The organism is Sphingobium sp. FG58 (assembly GCF_057809055.1).
Genome location: NZ_JBMDJF010000001.1, coordinates 160,300 through 177,779 on the forward strand (window position 1 = coordinate 160,300; position 17,480 = coordinate 177,779).

The window sequence follows — 17,480 nt, forward strand, 5'->3', positions numbered from 1 at the left end:
ATGACCGGTCCCGCACTTTTCCTGCTGCTCGCTGGCCTGGGCGCTATCGCCTGGGTCAGCGCCCGCGCGCGCGCTCTGCGTTTGCAGATCATGGCGCGGGCGACCGGGCGGCGTGATGCCGTTCACTCGCTGCCGGGCTATCATGGCTGGTATGTGGCGCTGTGGACGATCGCGCCGGCTGTGTTGTTCCTGGCCGTCTGGTCCAACATCATGCCCGGTCTGGTGACGCAGGCGGTGCTGGCCGATCCGGCGGCGCAGAGTCTGCCGATGGACGATTTCTCGCGCTCCGCCATATTGGGCGAGGCGCGGTCGATCGCGACGGGCGCGCAGGCCGGGGCGTTCAACCCGCTGGCGCAGGGACTGGTCGAGCCGTATCGCGTCGCGATCAACAAATATGGCGTCGCAGGCGCGGTGCTGGCGATCGTGCTGGCCTTTGCCGGGGGCGCTTATGCCTTCACCCGCGTCCGCCCCGATTTCCGGGCGCGCACACGGGTCGAGCGGTTGGTGATGGCGACACTGCTGATCGCGTCGCTGCTGGCGATCGTGACCACGGTGGGGATCGTCGCCTCCCTGCTGTGGGAAAGTTTCCGCTTCTTCTCCATGGTCAATCCGCTCGACTTTCTGTTCGGGACCAAATGGTCGCCGCAGTCAGCCGCGATGGGCTATGGCAATGAAGATGCGTTCGGCGCGGTGCCGCTCTTCTGGGGCACCATCTTCATCGGCGCGATCATCGCCATGGTCGTCGCGATCCCGCTGGGCCTGATGAGCGCCATCTACCTCACCCAATATGCAAAGCCCGTCGTGCGTAAATGGATGAAGCCGACGCTGGAGATGCTCGCCGGTGTGCCGACGGTCGTCTATGGCTATTTCGCGGCGCTCACCATCGCCCCGGCGCTGCGCGACTTTGCGGTGATGATCGGCATCCATGGCGCTTCGTCGGAGAGCGCGCTGGCGGCGGGTCTGGTGATGGGGGTGATGATCATTCCCTTCGTCTCCTCCATGGCCGACGACAGCATCGCCGCCGTGCCGCAATCGATGCGCGACGGCAGCCTGGCGATGGGCGCGACCACCAGCGAAACGATCCGCAAGGTCTTGATCCCCGCCGCCCTGCCCGGCGTGGTCGGCGGCGTATTGCTGGCGGTCAGCCGCGCCATCGGCGAGACGATGATCGTGGTGATGGCCGCTGGTCTGGCCGCGAACCTGACGCTCAACCCCTTTGCCAGCGTGACCACGGTGACGACCCAGATCGTCCAGCTGCTGACCGGCGACCAGGAATTTGACAGCGCCAAGACGCTGGCGGCCTTTGCGCTCGGACTGGTGCTGTTCGTCGTCACGTTGCTGCTCAACATCGTGGCCCTGCGGGTCGTGAAGAAATATCGCGAGGCTTACGAATGACACCCACTCGCAACCCCACCGACTGGAAGTCGGACGAAATGCGCAAGCGGATTGCGCGGCGCTATGCGGCCGAGCGGCGGTTCAAATTCGCCGGGCTGTTTGCCGTGGCGCTGTCTGCCGCCTTCCTTGCCTTCCTGCTGTTCACGATGATGGGCAACGGGCTGCGCGGTTTCACCCGGACAGAGATTGCGCTCCAGATCGATTTCCCCGCGTCGCCGCTGCTGCTCGATCCGGCCAATATCACCGACGCGGCGCTGGCCAATGCCAACCTGCCGATGGTGACGGGACAAGTCGCCAAGGAAGCACTGGGCGCGGATGCCGACGCCTTGCTGTCATCGACCGCCTGGATCAGCATCCGTGACGCCATCAAGGCCGACCCCGCAATATTGGGGCGGACAGTGACGATCCGCGTCCCGGCCAGCACCACCATTGACCTCGCCGCCAAGCATGAAGGCGCGCCGGAAGCGGAAGCCGCGGTCGAACGGCTGCGCAAGGCAGGCCTGCTGACCACCGGTTTCAACTGGAGCTTCCTGACGGCAAGCGACGGCACCGATCCGACCCAGGTGGGTATCTGGGGCGCGTTCAAGGGATCGTTGTTGACGATGCTGGTGACGCTGGCGCTCAGCTTCCCGGTCGGTGTGGCGACCGCCCTCTATCTGGAGGAATATGCGCCCAAGGCGTGGTGGACCGACATTATCGAAGTATCGATCAACAATCTGGCGGCTGTCCCCTCGATCATCTTCGGCCTGCTTGGCCTGTCGATCTTCCTGAACTTCCTGCACCTGCCGCGATCGGCAGCGCTGATCGGCGGCATGACGCTGGCGCTGATGACGATGCCCGTCATCGTCATTGCAGGGCGCAACGCGATCAAGTCGGTGCCGCCCAGCATCCGCGACGCGGCGCTCGGCATCGGCGCATCGCCGGTGCAGGTGGTGTTCCACCATGTGCTGCCGCTCGCCCTGCCCGGCATCCTCACCGGCACGATCATCGGCATGGCGCGCGCGCTGGGCGAAACCGCACCGCTGCTGATGATCGGGATGCGCGCCTTCATCGCGACGCCGCCGGGCGGGATCAGCGATCCGGCCACGGTGTTGCCGGTGCAGATTTTCCTGTGGTCCGATGAAGTCTCCAGGGGCTTTGTCGAAAAGACGTCGGCCGCGATCATCGTGCTGCTGGCCTTCCTCCTCGCGATGAATGGTCTGGCCATCTATCTGCGCAACAAGTTTGAAACACGGTGGTAAACGCACCCATGACCGAAGCAATAAATCCTCTGGCCATTGCCAACCCAAAAATGTCGGCCCGCGACGTCAAGGTATTCTACGGCGCGAAGCAGGCGATCAAGGGCGTGTCGATCGACGTCGACATGGACCATGTCACCGCCTTCATCGGCCCGTCGGGCTGCGGCAAGTCGACCTTCCTGCGGACATTGAACCGCATGAACGACACCGTCGCCAGCGCGCGGGTGGAAGGCATGATCACGCTGGATGGCGAGGATATCTATTCCCCGTCGATGGACGTGGTGCAGCTGCGCGCACGGGTCGGCATGGTGTTCCAGAAACCCAACCCCTTCCCCAAGTCGATCTACGAAAATATCGCCTATGGGCCGCGCATCCATGGGCTGGCCCATGCCAAGGCGGACCTGGACGTGGTGGTTGAAAAATCGCTGCGCCGCGCTGGCCTGTGGGAAGAAGTGAAGGACCGGCTGCATGACAGCGGCACCGCCCTGTCGGGCGGGCAGCAGCAGCGCCTGTGCATTGGCCGCGCCATTGCGGTGGAGCCGGAAGTCATCCTGATGGACGAACCCTGTTCCGCGCTGGACCCGATTGCGACGGCGAAGATCGAGGAACTGATCCACGAACTGCGCGGCCGCTATGCGATCGTCATCGTGACCCACAATATGCAGCAGGCCGCGCGCGTGTCGCAACGCACCGCCTTCTTCCACCTCGGCGATCTGGTCGAATATGGCGTGACGAGCGACATATTTACGAACCCGACGCAGGAGCGGACCAAGGATTATATCACCGGTCGCTACGGCTGATCGCGGGAGAGACGAATATGGCTGAACATACAATCAAGGCGTTCGACGAGGATATCGACAGGCTGCGCGGTCTGATCGCGGAAATGGGCGGACGCGCCGAAGCTGCCATCGAAAGCGCGATGACTGCGCTGCAACGGCAGGACCTGGTGCTGGCGGCGCAGGTGGTGGCCGACGACAAGCGCATCGACGCGATCGAGGCGGAAGTCGAGAAGCTGGTCATCCAGGTGATTGCGCTCCGCGCGCCGATGGCCAACGATCTGCGCGACGTGATCGCCGCGCTCAAGATCGTCGGCGTGGTCGAACGCATCGGCGACTATGCCAAGAATATCGCCAAGCGCGTACCGCTGATCATGGTCAACCAGCGCACGCTGGAGCCGGTGTCGCTGCTGCCGTCCATGGGACAGGTGGCGAGCGAAATGGTGCATGACGCGCTCAACGCCTTTGCCGCGCGCGACGCCGACCTGGCCGTGGCCGTGGTCGAGCGCGACACGGTGGTCGATGATTTCTACAACAGCGTGTTCCGCACGCTGGTGACCTATATGGTCGAAAATCCCAAGACGATCAGCGAATGTGCGCATCTGCTGTTCATCGCCAAGAATATCGAGCGGATCGGCGACCATGCGACCAATGTCGCGGAGATGGTCTTTTATGCGGCCACGGGCCAGACCCTGCCCGACCGCGACCGCGGCGGCGCGGCGGCGGAGGAATAAAGACTATGGCCCGTGCAAAAATGCTGCTGGTCGAGGATGACGCGGCGCTGGCCGAACTGCTGATCTGGCATTTCAAGCGCGAGGATTTCGACGTCGCCCATACCGTCGATGGCGAGGAAGCCCTGCTGATGGCGCAGGAAAATGTGCCTGACATCGTGCTGCTCGACTGGATGGTGGAAAGCCTGTCGGGGATCGAGGTGTGCCGCCGCCTGCGCCGCGCCAACGGCACCGCCAACGTGCCGATCATCATGCTGACCGCGCGCGGTGAGGAAGAGGATCGGGTGCGCGGGCTGGAAACGGGCGCGGACGATTATGTGACCAAGCCCTTCTCCCCGCGCGAACTGGTGGCGCGGGTCGGCGCGGTGCTGCGGCGCGTGCGTCCGGCGCTGGCGGGCGAAACGCTGACCTTTGCCGATGTCGAAATGGACACGGTGGGGCATAAGGTGCGGCGCGGCGGGCAAGTGATCCCGCTTGGTCCCACCGAATTCCGCCTGCTGCGCCACTTTCTGGAGCATCCCGGCTGGGTATTCTCACGCGAACGGCTGCTCGACAGCGTGTGGGGGCAGGATAGCGATATCGAACTGCGCACCGTCGACGTCCATATCCGCCGCCTGCGCAAGGCGATCAACGGCGACGGCCAGTTTCAGGACATCATCCGCACCGTGCGGTCGGCGGGCTATGCTCTGGATACCGACGGGGTGAGCTGACCCAGTGACCCGTCATGCCAGCGAAGGCTGGCATCTCCCTTTTCTTTCCAGCGTCGCGCCAGAAGAAGCGAGATCCCGGCTTTCGCCGGGATGACGGGCGCCCGTCACGCGGCGCGGCGGGCCTTGGTCAGCTTCTTCATCAGCATGTCGCGCTTCATGCGGGACAGATGGTCGATGAAGAGAACGCCCTCCAGATGGTCCATTTCATGCTGGAGGCAGGTGGCAAGCAGCCCTTCAAGCTGTTCTTCATGGATGCGACCGTCTCGGTCCATCCAGCTGGCGCGGATCGTCGCGGGGCGCTCCACCTCGGCATATTGGTCAGGGACGGACAGGCAGCCCTCATTATAGACCGACAGATCCTCCGATTCCTTGAGGATTTCCGGGTTGATGAACACCATCGGCTTCTTGACCGGGGGGGCATCCTCCGCGTCCGATTCCGGCTCCTGAAGATCCATCACCAGCACCCGTTTTGGCACGCCGACCTGGATCGCGGCCAGGCCAATGCCCGGCGCGTCATACATCGTCTCGAACATGTCGTCGATCAGCCGTTGCAGATCGGCGTCGATCGACTCCACGGGGGTCGAAATGGTGCGCAGGCGCGGGTCCGGCGCCTCAAGGATGGGAAGAATGGCCATGGCTCTAAAATAGCGGAAAGACGCAGGATTTCAAGCGATGCGCTGCATCGCGCTATTCACCCAGCCATTCGTCGATCGCGGGTTTCAATATGGTCGAAATCAGTTCGACCAGCAAGCCGCCATCGGGCGAGGTGAGATAGGCGATCGCGCCATAGCCCTGTTCGGGCGGCAGGTTGGCGGCGCGCGGCGTCCAGCCCGCCGCGACCAGCCGGTCCGCTTCGGCGGGCAGATCGTCCACCCACACGCCGATATGGCGCGCGCCTGCGGGGCTGGCCGTGTCGTAAAAGCTGCTGTTTCCCTGCACCAGTTCCAGATGGATCGGCCCGCCCAACGAGTAGGTTGCGCGGACGCTGATCTCCCGCGCGCCCTCCTCCGGGGTCCAGAAGGGCAGCGGATCGAAATCGCGGATCGGCGCGAATGTCAGCCCCAGCGCCGCGCTATAATCCGCCACCGCCCGGTCGATGTCGGGAACGGCAATGCCCTTGTGATGGGTGCGGCTAAGGTCGATCATCGGGCATCCTTCCGGTGGGTTATCTGGCCCGGTCTAGCGGAGGGATGCGGCGGGGTCAGCTAACAGCTTTGGCAGGGTCCGCCCCCTACCCCACCGGCCTTCTTGCCCGCAGCGCCTGCGCCAATGTGCCTTCGTCCAGATAGTCCAGCTCGCCGCCTACGGGTACGCCATGGGCCAGCTGGGTCAGGCGTACGGGGAAGCGTTCCAAGCGTTCGGCGAGATAATGGGCGGTGGTCTGGCCCTCCAGCGTGGCGTTCATCGCCAGCACCACTTCATCGACGCCGCCCTGTTCAAGCCGTGCGACCAGCGCGTCGATCGTCAGATCTTCCGGTCTGATCCCTTCCAGCGCGGACAGGCGCCCGCCCAGCACATGGAAGCGGCCGGGGAAGAGGCGGGACTTGTCGAGCGCCCACAGGTCCGCGACATCCTCCACCACGCACAGCGCGCGCGGATCACGGCGCATGTCGGTGCAGATGCCGCAGGGATCGACCGTATCGACATTGCCGCAGACATGGCAGGTGACCAGCCGTTCGTTCACGACCTCCAGCGCGCGCAGCAGCGGGGCCATCGCAGCCTCACGCTTCTTGATGAGGTGCAGCACCGCGCGCCGCGCCGAACGCGGGCCAAGGCCAGGCAGGCGGGACAGGGCTTGCGTCAGCGCTTCGATTTCAGTGGATGCCATGCTGTGAGATAAGGGCTTGCAACCCGTCCCGACAAGGGCTTTGAGATGGCACCATGCGTATCATCTATATGGGCACTCCCGATTTCGCGGTTCCCGCGCTCGAAGCGCTGGCCAAGGCGGGGCATGAAATCGTTGCGGTCTATAGCCAGCCGCCCCGTCCGGCCGGGCGCGGCAAGAGCCTGACCCCCTCCCCGGTGCAACAGCGGGCCGAGGCGATGGGGATAGAGGTTCGGGTGCCGGAGTCGCTGAAGGACGCAGCGGTGCAGGCGGAGTTTGCGGCGCTGGAGGCCGACGTCGCGGTAGTCGCGGCCTATGGCCTGATCCTGCCGCGCGCGGTGCTGGATGCGCCGCGCCACGGCTGCATGAATATCCATGCGTCGTTGCTGCCGCGCTGGCGCGGGGCGGCGCCGATCCAGCGGGCGATATTGTCGGGCGACAATGTCACCGGCGTCACGATCATGGACATGGAAGCGGGCCTCGATACCGGGTCGATGCGGGCCAAATATGTGACCAAGATAGAGGGCAAGACGGCAGGCGCGCTGACGGCGGAACTGGCGCAGGCGGGCGCGGCGCTGATGGTCGAGGTACTGGACGATATCGCGCTCCATCCGCCGATGGCGCAACCGCAAGAGGGCGTGACCTACGCCGCCAAGATCGCCAAGGCCGAAGCGCGGATCGACTTCACCCGGCCAGCCATTCAGGTCGAGCGGCAGGTGCGCGGCTTCAATCCCTTTCCCGGCGCCTTTTTCGAATATGGCGGGGAGCGGTTCCGCATATTGGCGGCGCAGATCGAGCATGAGGATGGCGCACCCGGCGAAATGCTGGACGACGCGCTGCTGATCGGCTGCGGCCATGGCGCGATCCGCCCGACGCTGATCCAGCGCGCGGGCAAGGCGGCGATGCCGTCCGACGAGATGCTGCGCGGCTTCGACATACCGGCGGGGAGCCGGGTGGATGGGTGAGACGGCGCGCGTCGGGTGTCTCGACTATGCTCGAAACGAACGGCCTTAAGCGATGACCCGTTTTGCCTTCACCGTCGAATTTGACGGACGGCCCTATATGGGATGGCAGCGACAGGCGCATGGGCCGAGCGTGCAGCAGGCAATCGAGGATGCGATCCATGCCGTTACCGGCGAGCGGGTCGCGGTCCATGCCGCCGGGCGCACCGATGCGGGCGTGCATGGGCTGGCGATGCGCGCCCATGCCGATGTGGCCAAGGCGATCACGCCGTTCCGCCTGATGGAGGCGATCAACGCGCGGCTGGGACGGCAGCCGGTGGCGATATTGGCGTGTGAAGAGGTGGCGGACGACTGGCATGCGCGTTTTTCCTGCATCGGTCGATCCTATGTCTATCGCATCGTCAACCGCCGCGCGGCGCTGACCTTCGAGGGCGGGCTGGCCTGGCAGGTGAAACAGCCGCTTGATGCAGACGCAATGCATGACGCGGCGCAGGCGCTGGTAGGGCTGCATGATTTCACCACCTTCCGGTCGGCCCATTGCCAGTCGGCCAGTCCGGTCAAGACGCTCGACCGGCTGGCGGTGGAGCGGGAGGGGGACCGCATCGCGATCCACGCCGCCGCACGATCCTTCCTGCATCATCAGGTGCGATCGATGGTGGGCTGTCTGGTCTATGTGGGGATGGGGCGATGGTCGGCGGATGATCTGCGCGCGGCACTGGTGGCGGCGGATCGCGCCGCGCTGGGGCTGAATGCGCCGCCCGATGGCCTCTATTTCGTGCGGGCCGATTACCCGGCTTAGTGGAGGGTCGCGACCCGCAACTGGTTCTTGCCCGCGCGCTTGGCGGCCAGCATCGCGCCATCGGCGCTGTCGATCAGCCGGTCGAGATCGGTCGTGCCGCTGACCGTGGCCAGCCCGAACGATCCGCTGACGCCAATGTCCTGCGCGCCCAGTGCGAGGCGGATCGTTTCGCCCCGTTCTGCGGCGGAACCTGCGTCCAGCGTGGGGATCAGCATCAGAAATTCATCGCCCCCCACGCGCGCAACCGCGTCGTTGGTTCCGGCATGACGCGATAGCAGCGCTGCCACCCCGACCAGACAGGCGTCGCCCGCCGCATGGCCCCGGCTGTCGTTGAGTTGCTTGAAGCCGTCGAGATCAAGGAACAACAGGCTGACCGGCGTACCGAGGCGCGCGGCGTCGGCCAATATGGCATTGGCGCGCACGGCCAGGCCGCGCCGGTTGAGCAGCCCGGTCAGCGGATCATGCACCGCCTCGAAACTCGCCTGACGCAGTTCGGACAGATCCTCGATCACCGCGACGTAAAATTCGGGCTGGCCCGCCGCATCGCGCACCATCGCGACGGTCAGGTTGATCCAGATGATCGTCCGGTCAGCGCGGATATAGCGTTTTTCCAGCGTATAGCGCGGAAAGTCCCCGGCATTCAGGCGCGCGAGCAACAGCTGATCGGTATCCAGATCGTCGGGATGGGTGATCTGCTGAAAGCCGGTGCGCATCAGCGTGTCGGCATCATGGCCGCTAATCTCGCAAAAGCGCGGATTGACCAGCAGGAAGCCACCGTCCAGCCCGACATGGGCGATGCCGACCGGCGCGTGAAGAAAGGTCGCCTCGAACCGGCGCAACGCAGTCGCTTCGACGGGCGCATCCTGCCCGGCCTTCTTCAGGTTCGATTCGTGGAACTGCCGGTGCGACTGCCTGCTCATCCCGCCTTCATGCGGCAGCGGGGGTAAACAGGGGCTTTACCCCATCACACAAATGTACAAAAAGTCAGAGCCGGGCGCGGAAGGGCGTGAAATCAGTACCCTGGTCATAGACGTCCAGCCCCTCACGCCGTTTGAGCATGTTGACCACGCCATAGGTGACCGGCGTCAGCAGCGCTTCCCAGCCAACCTTCATCCCCCAGTTGGTGACCATGACGGTCAGCACCTGCGCATTGCTCCACTGCCCATAGAAAGCGAGCGGGTAGAAAAGCAGGCTGTCGACCCCCTGCCCCACGACGGTCGACCCGATCGTGCGCATCCACAGATGCTTGCCCTGCGTCAGCACTTTCATACGCGCCAGGACGAAGCTGTTGGCAAATTCCCCGGCCCAGAAGGCGACGAGCGAGGCAAATACGATGCGCCAGGTGCTGCCGAACACCGCTTCATAAGAGGCCTGCCCCGGCCAGCCCGCCGCAGGCGGCAGCGCGACCACGACCCAGCTCATCAACGCCATGAACAGCATCGCGACAAAGCCCGCCCAGACGCAGCGCCGCGCGCGGGCATAGCCATAGACTTCGGTCAGCACGTCACCGATGACATAGCCCAGCGGGAAGAAGAGGATGCCAGCGCCAAAAGTGACGCCGCCCAGCGTCGACAGCTTGGCCGCGCCGATCAGGTTGGAGAGCAGCAGGATGACGACGAAGGCCGCCATGACAAAGTCGAAATAGCGCAGCGGGCGGCCACCCAGCGCGCCTGCATCGATTTTTTGAACCGCCCCGTCGATCATGGCAACGTGCATATCGCACAGACCAGCGATTGCAAGCCGCCCCCGCCGCCGCTATCGAGCCAGCCCAAGGCCCCGTAGCTCAACTGGATAGAGCACCCGCCTTCTAAGCGGGATGTTGCGTGTTCGAGTCACGCCGGGGTCACCATCCATCATTGATGAAGGTCGAGGGCCGGGTACGTCGCTCCACGCACCCGGCGATCATGGATCAGAGGATGGTCTGGCCGGTCTTTTCCCAGTCGGCCAGGAAGCCTGCAATACCCTTGTCGGTCAGGACATGGTTGAACAGCGCCTTGATGACGGCGGGCGGCGCGGTCATGACGTCGGCGCCGATGCGGGCGCTTTCCAGCACATGGATGGGGTGGCGGACCGACGCGACCAGAATTTCGGTGTCGAAACCATAATTGTCGTAGATCAGGCGGATGTCCTGGATCAGGGCCATGCCATCAAAGCCATTATCGTCATGACGGCCGACGAAGGGCGAGATGAAGCTTGCGCCCGCCTTTGCCGCGAGCAGCGCCTGATTGGCGGAAAAGCACAGGGTGACATTCACTTGGCAGCCATCATCGGTCAGCGCCTTGCAGGTCTTGAGCCCGTCGATCGTCAACGGCACCTTGATGCAGACATTGGGGGCGATCTTCCGCAGGACGGCGGCTTCCTTCATCATCGTCTCATGATCAAGCGCGACGACTTCGGCGGAGACGGGACCATCGACCAGCCCGCAAATTTCCTCGACCACTTCCAGGAACTTGCGGCCCGACTTGTGGATCAGCGACGGGTTGGTGGTGACGCCGTCGAGCAGGCCGGTGGCGGCGAGGTCGCGGATTTCGGCGGTGTCGGCGGTATCGACAAAGAATTTCATGGGATGCGGCTCCGGGGATAGGCGAATCCGGTTCCTTTAGCGGCTGGCGGGGGGATTGGCCATGTCGGATCGGGTGATTGTATCGCCGGATCAGGACGGTTACAGCGCGGGCACCTTTCCAAAGGACCAGACATGCTCCGCTTATTGCACTTCTGCCTGCTCGCAGGCGTCCTGCCGGCCATGGCGATCGCATCGCCCGCCATCGCCGCAACCCAGGAATCGCAAATGTGGATCACGGAAACGGCGACGATCCGGGCCAGCAAGGCCGATCTGGTGACGATCGATTCCAGCCAGCGGGCGCGTTCCGACGCAGGCAGCGGCGGCGAGCAGTTTGTGGCGCGGATCGCGATCGACCATCGCCTGACCCCGCTGGTGCAGGTGGGCGGCGGCTTCGCCTATCTGAAAAGCCAGGTCGATCAGGAATTGCGGCTGTTCCAGCAGGTGACGCTCGGCAAGGGCATATGGCTGGCCCGCACCCGGATGGAACAGCGCTTCTTCGACAATGCCGACACTGCCAGCTGGCGGCTGCGCCAGCGTGTGCAGGCCAGTGTGCCGCTGGACCGGGCGAAAAAATGGACGGCGATCGCCGCGACCGAAATATTCTTTCACCTCAACCGCGCACGGCCCAGCGACAAGACCGGGCTTGCGACAATGCGGCACCAGATCGGCCTGCGCCACCCGATCAGCGATCATGTGGACGCGCAATTGCTCTATATGCGGCAGCAGAATTTCCGCGACGGTCGGCCCGACGTCGTCGCGCATATCCCATGGCTGACGCTGAGCGTGCGAATGTAGGCAGGCGGCATTTGCCTGCCGGACGCTAAGCGCTAAGGACGGGGCATGTCCCGCGCCCGTGTCCTCCTGCTCAACGCTGCCCTGGGGCCGCTCGACTATCGCGTGCCGCACGGGATGAGCGTTAAGCCCGGCAGCATCGTCGTCGCGCCGCTTGGGCCCCGCCAGCTGGTCGGGGTGGTGTGGGAAGAGGATAGTTTCCCCGATGTCGAGAGCGTCGGCGACAATCGGCTGCGCAACCTGATCGAAGTGGTGGACGCCCCGCCCTTGCCCGAAACGCTGCGGCGGCTGATCGAATGGACGGCGGACTATTATCTGTCGCCCCCTGCCGCCGTGCTGCGGATGGCGCTGGCGTCGATGGCGGCGCTGGAGGGGACGCGCACCGTCATCGAATATAAGGCCAATGGCCGCCAGCCCGATCGCATGACCGACCAGCGTGCGCAGGCGCTGGAGCGGATCGGCGAGCGGCAGGGGCTGATCCGCGAACTGGCGCTGATCGGCGGGGTCCGCGATGCGGTGATTCGCGGCCTCATCAAGCAGGATATATTCGACGCCATCGAAGTCAGCGTCGACACCCCCTTCCCCGCGCCCGACCCGGACCATGCCCCGCCCGCATTGTCGGCAGCGCAGGCGGACGCGGCAACGACGATGGCGGACGCCGTGCGCGCGCATGATTTTGCGCCCTTCCTGCTCGATGGCGTGACCGGATCGGGCAAGACCGAGGTCTATTTCGAGGCGATTGCCGCCGCCATCCGCGGCGACCGGCAGGTTCTGGTGCTGCTGCCCGAAATCGCATTGACCGAGCCGTTTCTGGAGCGGTTCGAGGCGCGCTTCGGCACGATCCCGGTCAACTGGCATAGCGGCCTGCGCCAGACCGAGCGGCGGCGGGCTTGGCGGGCGATTGCCAGCGGACAGGCGCAGGTGGTGGTCGGCGCGCGGTCGGCGCTTTTCTTGCCCTATCCGAAGCTCGGCCTGATCGTCGTCGATGAGGCGCATGAGGCCAGTTTCAAGCAGGAGGATGGCGTCCATTATCACGCCCGCGACGTGGCGGTGATGCGCGGCCTGATCGAAAAATTCCCGGTCATCCTCGCGTCGGCCACCCCAGCGATCGAAACGCGGCATCAGGTAGAGCTGGGCCGCTATCGCGAGATCAAGCTGCCGTCGCGCTATGGCGGGGCGGAGATGCCGCAGATCGAAGGGATCAACCTGCTGACCGATCCGCCCGAACGCGGCCGCTGGATCGCGCCGCCTCTGGTCAAGGCGATCGACGAGGTGATGGCCAGGGGCGAACAGAGCCTGCTCTTCCTCAACCGGCGCGGCTATGCGCCGCTGACGCTGTGCCGCCATTGCGGCTATCGCTTCCAATGCCCCAATTGCACCGCCTGGATGGTCGAGCATCGGCTGACCCACAGGCTGGCCTGCCATCATTGCGGCCATGTCGTCCCCGCGCCGCGCTTCTGCCCGGAGTGCAAGGAGGAGGATAGTCTGGTCGCCTGCGGGCCGGGGGTGGAACGGATCGCCGATGAGGTGAAGGCGCTATGGCCACAGGCGCGCACCGCCATCGTCACGTCCGACACGCTGTTTTCGCCCGCCAAGGTCGCCGATTTCGTGAAATCCGTGGAGGCGGGCGATGTCGATATCATCGTCGGCACGCAACTCGTCACCAAGGGCTATCATTTCCCCAATCTGACATTGGTGGGTGTGATCGACGCCGATCTGGGGCTGGAGGGCGGCGATCTGCGCGCGTCGGAGCGCACCTTCCAGCAGATCATGCAGGTCGCCGGGCGGGCGGGGCGCGGGCAGAAGCCGGGACGTGTGTTCATCCAGACGCGGATGCCCGAAGGCGAAGTGATCAAGACGCTGATCGAGGGCGATACCGAGCGATTCTATGCGGTTGAGACGGAGAATAGACGCCGCGCCAACGCCCCGCCCTTCGGCCGCTTCGCCGCGATCATCATTTCGAGCGAGGACGCCGATGAGGCGGCGCAGGTCGCGCGGCTGATCGGCAAGTCGGCTCCGCTGATAGAGGGGATGCGGGTCTATGGCCCCGCACCCGCGCCGCTCTCCGTCCTGCGCGGGCGGCATCGACACCGGCTGCTGATCCACGCGACGCGGCAGGTCGACATACAGGCGGCGATCCGCGAATGGCTGGGCAATATCGTTTGGAAATCCAGCACCCGCGTGGCGGTGGATGTCGATCCTTATAGTTTCATGTGATGGACACGCCCTGCCGCAACCTCTGTGCGCTGGACGCGGCGCGTGTCTGCACAGGGTGCGGGCGCACGATCGACGAGATCGTTCATTGGCGCAGCATGGGCGACGAAGGCCGTGCCGCCGTCATGGCGCGGGTGCGGGATTTCCCGGTTTCTTCGCCTTCTCCGCCGACTTTTCCGCTGCCTGGGCGTCCAGCTCCGCCTTCAACCTGATCGCCGCTTCACGCATGTCCGATGCGTGGGGCGAATAGGCGATCGGATCGAGCAGCAGCGAGGCGGTGGCATAATCGCCCCGCGCCGCCATTGCGTGGACGAAATTGAAGCGATAGTCCGAACTTTGCGGCAACAGAGTGAAAGCCTTGTACAGGCCATCATAGCCAAGGTCGGGCATCTTGCCCCCGCGCATCGCATGATAGCGGTAGAACAGGACGAGCGGCACGGGGTCCTGGGTGTCCGCCCGGTTGGCGCGGACGATGGCGGTCAGCGCCGCCTTCCAATCATCCGCCTTGTCGCTGTCATGCGCGCGCTCCAGCAGGACTTGCGCACGGACCGCATAGGCGCGCGATGATTGAGCGTCGAGCGCGATCGCCCGGTCGGCATCGGCCAGCGCTGCGTCCTTGTCCTCGGCAGCCCATTCCGCTTCCGCAAGCAGCGCCGCGGCATAGGCAGAATCGGGGAATTTGGTGGCCGTCGCACGGATGGCCGTGACGATGGCGGGGAGTTCATCGGCCTTCGGGTGGTGGATGAGGCGCAGCTCATCCTCGACCAGCGCGCCTTGCGCGGCATCCACCGGGCTGACGACGATCTCGCCAATCTTCATCTCATTGGATTTGAGCGATGACGCCGACAAGCGGTGGCGCATATAGGCTTTGAGGTCCTTTTCCAGACCATCAAGCCCGCCCGCAAAATAGCTGTCGGGGGTTCTGTCTGGAACGCCTGTCACCAGATCCTCCAAATAGCTGGCGATTTCCTTGCGGCGTTCCGTCTTGTTATATTGATAAAAGTGGGTGAGCAGCCAGGCGGTGCCATAATAACGGTCACCGTCACGCCGACTAAGATCGCCCGTGTCGCGGGCGAACAGATGCTTGACCGGATAGGGCTGACCCAGCACCAGTCCAGGCAACCGCGCCATTGGTACATGGCCGAACTCGATCGCCCCGCTTTTCGGGAATTTTACGACCGAGAAAAACTCGGCAAATCCCTCGACATACCAGGCGGGATAGGCCGCCGGGAAATGGTGCAGCATGAAATGGTGGGTATATTCGTGGAAGAGGATTTCCTCCGCGCCGAAATCAAATTTTCCGGTCTTGTCACCGCGCGCCAGCACGGCAAAGGCGGTGCGGTCCGACGTGGTGTAAAAGCCACCAACATTGGGATTGCCCGCGAGCTTCTGCACTTTCCGGTCGTTGGACAGGAGATAGACCAGCACCGGGCTGCCCTGTTCAGGATCGGTCACATTGTATAGCCGCCGCAACAGGAAATCGAACTTCTCCAGCCGTTCGGCAAAGCCGCGCAGCTTTTCGTCATTACCCTCGCTGTAAACGGTAAAGTGACGGCTTTTCGCCTGCCACCACGCCGCCTGCGCCGTGCCGGGCAGCGCCGTCCAGGCCAGCATCATGGCCATCATGACCTTTGCCGCTGCCCGCATCATCCCGCTCCCTTGCAATATCCCCGGCTGAAGAGTGGCGGAGAAGGGCATGAGTGGAAAGGAAAATTTCATCGCGATCTGTTCCGATAGGGTCGATCAGGGACGGATCGCATCGGTCGGTGACACGATCACGACCACGCGGCGATTTTCGCGGCGGCCATCGGCAGAGCGATTGCTGTCCACCGGTATGCGCGCGCCCATCCCCTCCACCCGGAGCGCACCCTGCGCCATGCCCCCGCTGAGCAGCGCATCGGCGACGGCCAGCGCCCGTTTCAGCGACAGCGCATCATTATAGCTTGCAGATCCGGTTGAATCGGTATGACCTTCCACCCGTGCGCCGCGAATGTCGACGGCCACCAGCGCCTGGGCCATGCGCCCGATCACGACATGCTGGGCCGGGATCAGCACGCTTTCGTCGGTAGCGAACAGCAGCCGGTCGGCCATGCCGAACTGCCAGCCATCGCCGACCGGTTCAAACCCGTTTTGCCGGAGCGTCGCCTGCTGGCGCGGGGTAAAGCCACTGCGATCAGGAACGGTCTGACACCCGGTCAGGGCCAGAGTTGCGATCAGCAGGGTGGAGAAATAGCGCATTACGAATATCCGTCAATCGGTGGTTGCGTGGCGGCGTTCCTTGGCCGCGTACATGGCCGCGTCGGCATGACGCAGCAGGTCGCGCGGGTCGGCGCTGTCCTGTGGATATAGCGCCCAACCAAGGCTGAGCGACGACTGGATGCTCTGGCCACTGGGCAGCATGATCGGCTGTTCCATGCTGGCGTCGATCCGCGCGGCAAGCGCCTCCACCACCCCGCGGGTCGTGTCCGATGCCAGGATCAGCGCAAATTCGTCCCCGCCCAGCCGGAAGGCCAGATCGCCGGTGCGCAGGGCGACGCGCAGGCGTGCGGCGATGACGATCAGCATCACATCGCCCGCATCATGGCCATGGCCGTCATTGACCTGTTTGAAGCGGTTTACGTCGGCATAGATGATCGCAAAGCCTTGACCAGTCTGTTCCGCCGCTTCGACCGATGCCGCCAACTGCCGCTCGAACATGGCGCGATTGCCAAGGCCGGTGAGCGGGTCGCGCGTCGCCTGATGCTCCAGCTGGCGGTTTTCGGACAGAAGGCCTGCGTGCCATTGCTGCAATTCGTCCAGCAATGCATTGAAATCACGCGCCAGTTGATCGACTTCGGCAATGTCAGCGCCCGGCACGCGCATGTCAAAGCGCCTGTCCACGCGCACGATGTGGGCAACATCGGCGATCTGCGCCAGCGGCCCGGTCACATCCTTTTGCAGCCTACGCGCCAATATATGCGTGGCGATGACGGTCAGGCCCAGACAGGCCAGCGCGATAACGACGCCCGACAGCAAATAGCGACCGATCGCACCGGCATCGCCATGCACGGTCAGCCGGGCGATGATGTCCCGGCCGTGGCGGACTGGCTCCGTCACGGGCGATGGCCAGAGCAATTTTCCGGCCGTCGCCTCCAGGCGCGCCATTACCCCCGCGTCGGGCCTGATCCAGCGCGTCATCAACCGCCCCTGATTGTCGCGCACCTCGACCAGGCGCACGCCCTGGCCATTGGCAACCATCGCGATGCCATCCTGTGCCGCCGCCATGTCATCGAACAAAAGGGCTGGCTCAATCGTGTAGCTGGCAGTGCGGGCCACCAGCGCCAGATTGCGTTCGGCATAATCGCGCATGATCAGGACGCCCGCTGCGATCAGGGTCACGCCCGCCATCAGCACGGCAAACAGGATGAGACGTGTGTGAACCCGCGCCAATATCTGGCGCAGGGTTGGCATGAGTGGGGCAGCGGGATGGGTCATG

Annotated in this window: 19 protein-coding genes and 1 tRNA gene; 11 read left to right on the forward strand and 9 right to left on the reverse strand. The window is 64.5% G+C overall.

Annotated elements, in window-relative coordinates; genetic code table 11:
- Genes pstC through phoB form a run of 5 tightly spaced genes read left to right on the forward strand, consistent with a single transcriptional unit; the run spans position 1 to position 4,850 of the window.
- Complete coding sequence (gene pstC, locus ACODR8_RS00855; RefSeq protein WP_489005565.1) at positions 1–1,395, forward strand: phosphate ABC transporter permease subunit PstC; 1,395 nt, start codon at positions 1–3, stop codon at positions 1,393–1,395.
- On the forward strand, positions 1,392–2,636 hold the full coding sequence (gene pstA / locus ACODR8_RS00860; protein ID WP_294136839.1) for a phosphate ABC transporter permease PstA: 1,245 nt from the start codon (positions 1,392–1,394) through the stop codon (positions 2,634–2,636). The genes pstC and pstA overlap by 4 nt, the downstream gene beginning before the upstream one ends.
- An 8-nt stretch (positions 2,637–2,644) precedes the next feature.
- A complete protein-coding gene (gene pstB / locus ACODR8_RS00865) occupies positions 2,645–3,433 on the forward strand; it encodes a phosphate ABC transporter ATP-binding protein PstB (RefSeq protein WP_119747316.1) in 789 nt (262 codons plus the stop codon).
- A 17-nt stretch (positions 3,434–3,450) separates the two neighbouring features.
- Positions 3,451–4,143, forward strand: a complete 693-nt coding sequence (gene phoU, locus ACODR8_RS00870; protein WP_489005566.1) for a phosphate signaling complex protein PhoU — start codon at positions 3,451–3,453, stop codon at positions 4,141–4,143.
- A gap of 5 nt (positions 4,144–4,148) precedes the next feature.
- Entirely contained in the window at positions 4,149–4,850 is a 702-nt protein-coding gene (gene phoB / locus ACODR8_RS00875) for a phosphate regulon transcriptional regulator PhoB (protein ID WP_026149749.1), read from the forward strand.
- A 104-nt stretch (positions 4,851–4,954) separates the two neighbouring features.
- On the opposite strand, the gene def is transcribed toward phoB, so the two are convergent.
- From def to recR, 3 genes are all read right to left on the reverse strand, one after another.
- A complete protein-coding gene (gene def, locus ACODR8_RS00880; RefSeq protein WP_489005567.1) occupies positions 4,955–5,485 on the reverse strand; it encodes a peptide deformylase in 531 nt (176 codons plus the stop codon).
- Between the two features lie 52 nt (positions 5,486–5,537).
- Complete coding sequence (locus tag ACODR8_RS00885) at positions 5,538–5,996, reverse strand: VOC family protein (RefSeq protein ID WP_294136841.1); 459 nt, start codon at positions 5,994–5,996, stop codon at positions 5,538–5,540.
- Between the two features lie 85 nt (positions 5,997–6,081).
- Positions 6,082–6,678 carry a recombination mediator RecR gene (gene recR, locus ACODR8_RS00890; RefSeq protein WP_489005568.1) on the reverse strand — a complete coding sequence of 199 codons (597 nt, stop codon included), beginning with the start codon at positions 6,676–6,678 and terminating at the stop codon, positions 6,082–6,084.
- A 53-nt stretch (positions 6,679–6,731) separates the two neighbouring features.
- Here recR and fmt point away from each other — a divergent pair, with 53 nt between their 5' ends.
- Both fmt and truA read left to right on the forward strand, forming a co-directional pair.
- Positions 6,732–7,640: a methionyl-tRNA formyltransferase gene (fmt, locus tag ACODR8_RS00895; protein WP_489005569.1), complete on the forward strand. Its 909-nt coding sequence runs from the start codon at positions 6,732–6,734 to the stop codon at positions 7,638–7,640.
- A gap of 52 nt (positions 7,641–7,692) precedes the next feature.
- Positions 7,693–8,436 (forward strand): tRNA pseudouridine(38-40) synthase TruA, encoded by a 744-nt coding sequence (gene truA / locus ACODR8_RS00900; RefSeq protein ID WP_489005570.1) that lies wholly within the window; start codon positions 7,693–7,695, stop codon positions 8,434–8,436.
- Here the strand turns inward: truA and ACODR8_RS00905 are convergent.
- Together ACODR8_RS00905 and ACODR8_RS00910 are read right to left on the reverse strand one after the other, a co-directional pair.
- Positions 8,433–9,356 carry a GGDEF domain-containing protein gene (locus ACODR8_RS00905; protein WP_489005571.1) on the reverse strand — a complete coding sequence of 308 codons (924 nt, stop codon included), beginning with the start codon at positions 9,354–9,356 and terminating at the stop codon, positions 8,433–8,435. The two genes, truA and ACODR8_RS00905, sit on opposite strands and share 4 nt — an antisense overlap.
- A 64-nt stretch (positions 9,357–9,420) precedes the next feature.
- On the reverse strand, positions 9,421–10,140 hold the full coding sequence (locus ACODR8_RS00910) for a queuosine precursor transporter (protein WP_489005572.1): 720 nt from the start codon (positions 10,138–10,140) through the stop codon (positions 9,421–9,423).
- A gap of 68 nt (positions 10,141–10,208) precedes the next feature.
- Between ACODR8_RS00910 and ACODR8_RS00915 the strand changes: the two genes are divergently transcribed.
- Positions 10,209–10,285: transfer RNA gene (locus tag ACODR8_RS00915), tRNA-Arg, on the forward strand.
- Positions 10,286–10,345: 60 nt separating this feature from the next.
- Here the strand turns inward: ACODR8_RS00915 and fsa are convergent.
- Positions 10,346–10,999 carry a fructose-6-phosphate aldolase gene (fsa, locus tag ACODR8_RS00920; RefSeq protein WP_489005573.1) on the reverse strand — a complete coding sequence of 218 codons (654 nt, stop codon included), beginning with the start codon at positions 10,997–10,999 and terminating at the stop codon, positions 10,346–10,348.
- 180 nt (positions 11,000–11,179) lie between these two features.
- On the opposite strand from fsa, the gene ACODR8_RS00925 reads away from it, so the two are divergent.
- The 3 genes from ACODR8_RS00925 to ACODR8_RS00935 are packed head-to-tail and all read left to right on the forward strand — an operon-like array spanning position 11,180 to position 14,217.
- Positions 11,180–11,794 carry a DUF2490 domain-containing protein gene (locus ACODR8_RS00925; RefSeq protein ID WP_489005574.1) on the forward strand — a complete coding sequence of 205 codons (615 nt, stop codon included), beginning with the start codon at positions 11,180–11,182 and terminating at the stop codon, positions 11,792–11,794.
- 45 nt (positions 11,795–11,839) lie between these two features.
- Complete coding sequence (locus ACODR8_RS00930) at positions 11,840–14,008, forward strand: primosomal protein N' (protein ID WP_489005575.1); 2,169 nt, start codon at positions 11,840–11,842, stop codon at positions 14,006–14,008.
- Positions 14,008–14,217, forward strand: coding sequence for a DUF1289 domain-containing protein (locus ACODR8_RS00935; protein ID WP_489005819.1), 210 nt, complete (start codon positions 14,008–14,010; stop codon positions 14,215–14,217). Before ACODR8_RS00930 ends, ACODR8_RS00935 begins: the two co-directional genes overlap by 1 nt.
- Here ACODR8_RS00935 and ACODR8_RS00940 read toward each other — a convergent pair.
- The 3 genes from ACODR8_RS00940 to dgcN form a co-directional block, all read right to left on the reverse strand.
- The gene (locus tag ACODR8_RS00940; RefSeq protein ID WP_489005820.1) at positions 14,129–15,655 is read right to left on the reverse strand and encodes a hypothetical protein; all 1,527 of its coding nucleotides are present in this window, start codon (positions 15,653–15,655) and stop codon (positions 14,129–14,131) included. The two genes, ACODR8_RS00935 and ACODR8_RS00940, sit on opposite strands and share 89 nt — an antisense overlap.
- Positions 15,656–15,748: 93 nt before the next feature.
- Positions 15,749–16,243 (reverse strand): outer membrane lipoprotein YfiB, encoded by a 495-nt coding sequence (yfiB, locus tag ACODR8_RS00945; protein WP_489005576.1) that lies wholly within the window; start codon positions 16,241–16,243, stop codon positions 15,749–15,751.
- A 12-nt stretch (positions 16,244–16,255) separates the two neighbouring features.
- Positions 16,256–17,479: a diguanylate cyclase DgcN/YfiN gene (gene dgcN, locus ACODR8_RS00950; protein ID WP_489005577.1), complete on the reverse strand. Its 1,224-nt coding sequence runs from the start codon at positions 17,477–17,479 to the stop codon at positions 16,256–16,258.
- Position 17,480 lies beyond the last annotated feature (1 nt).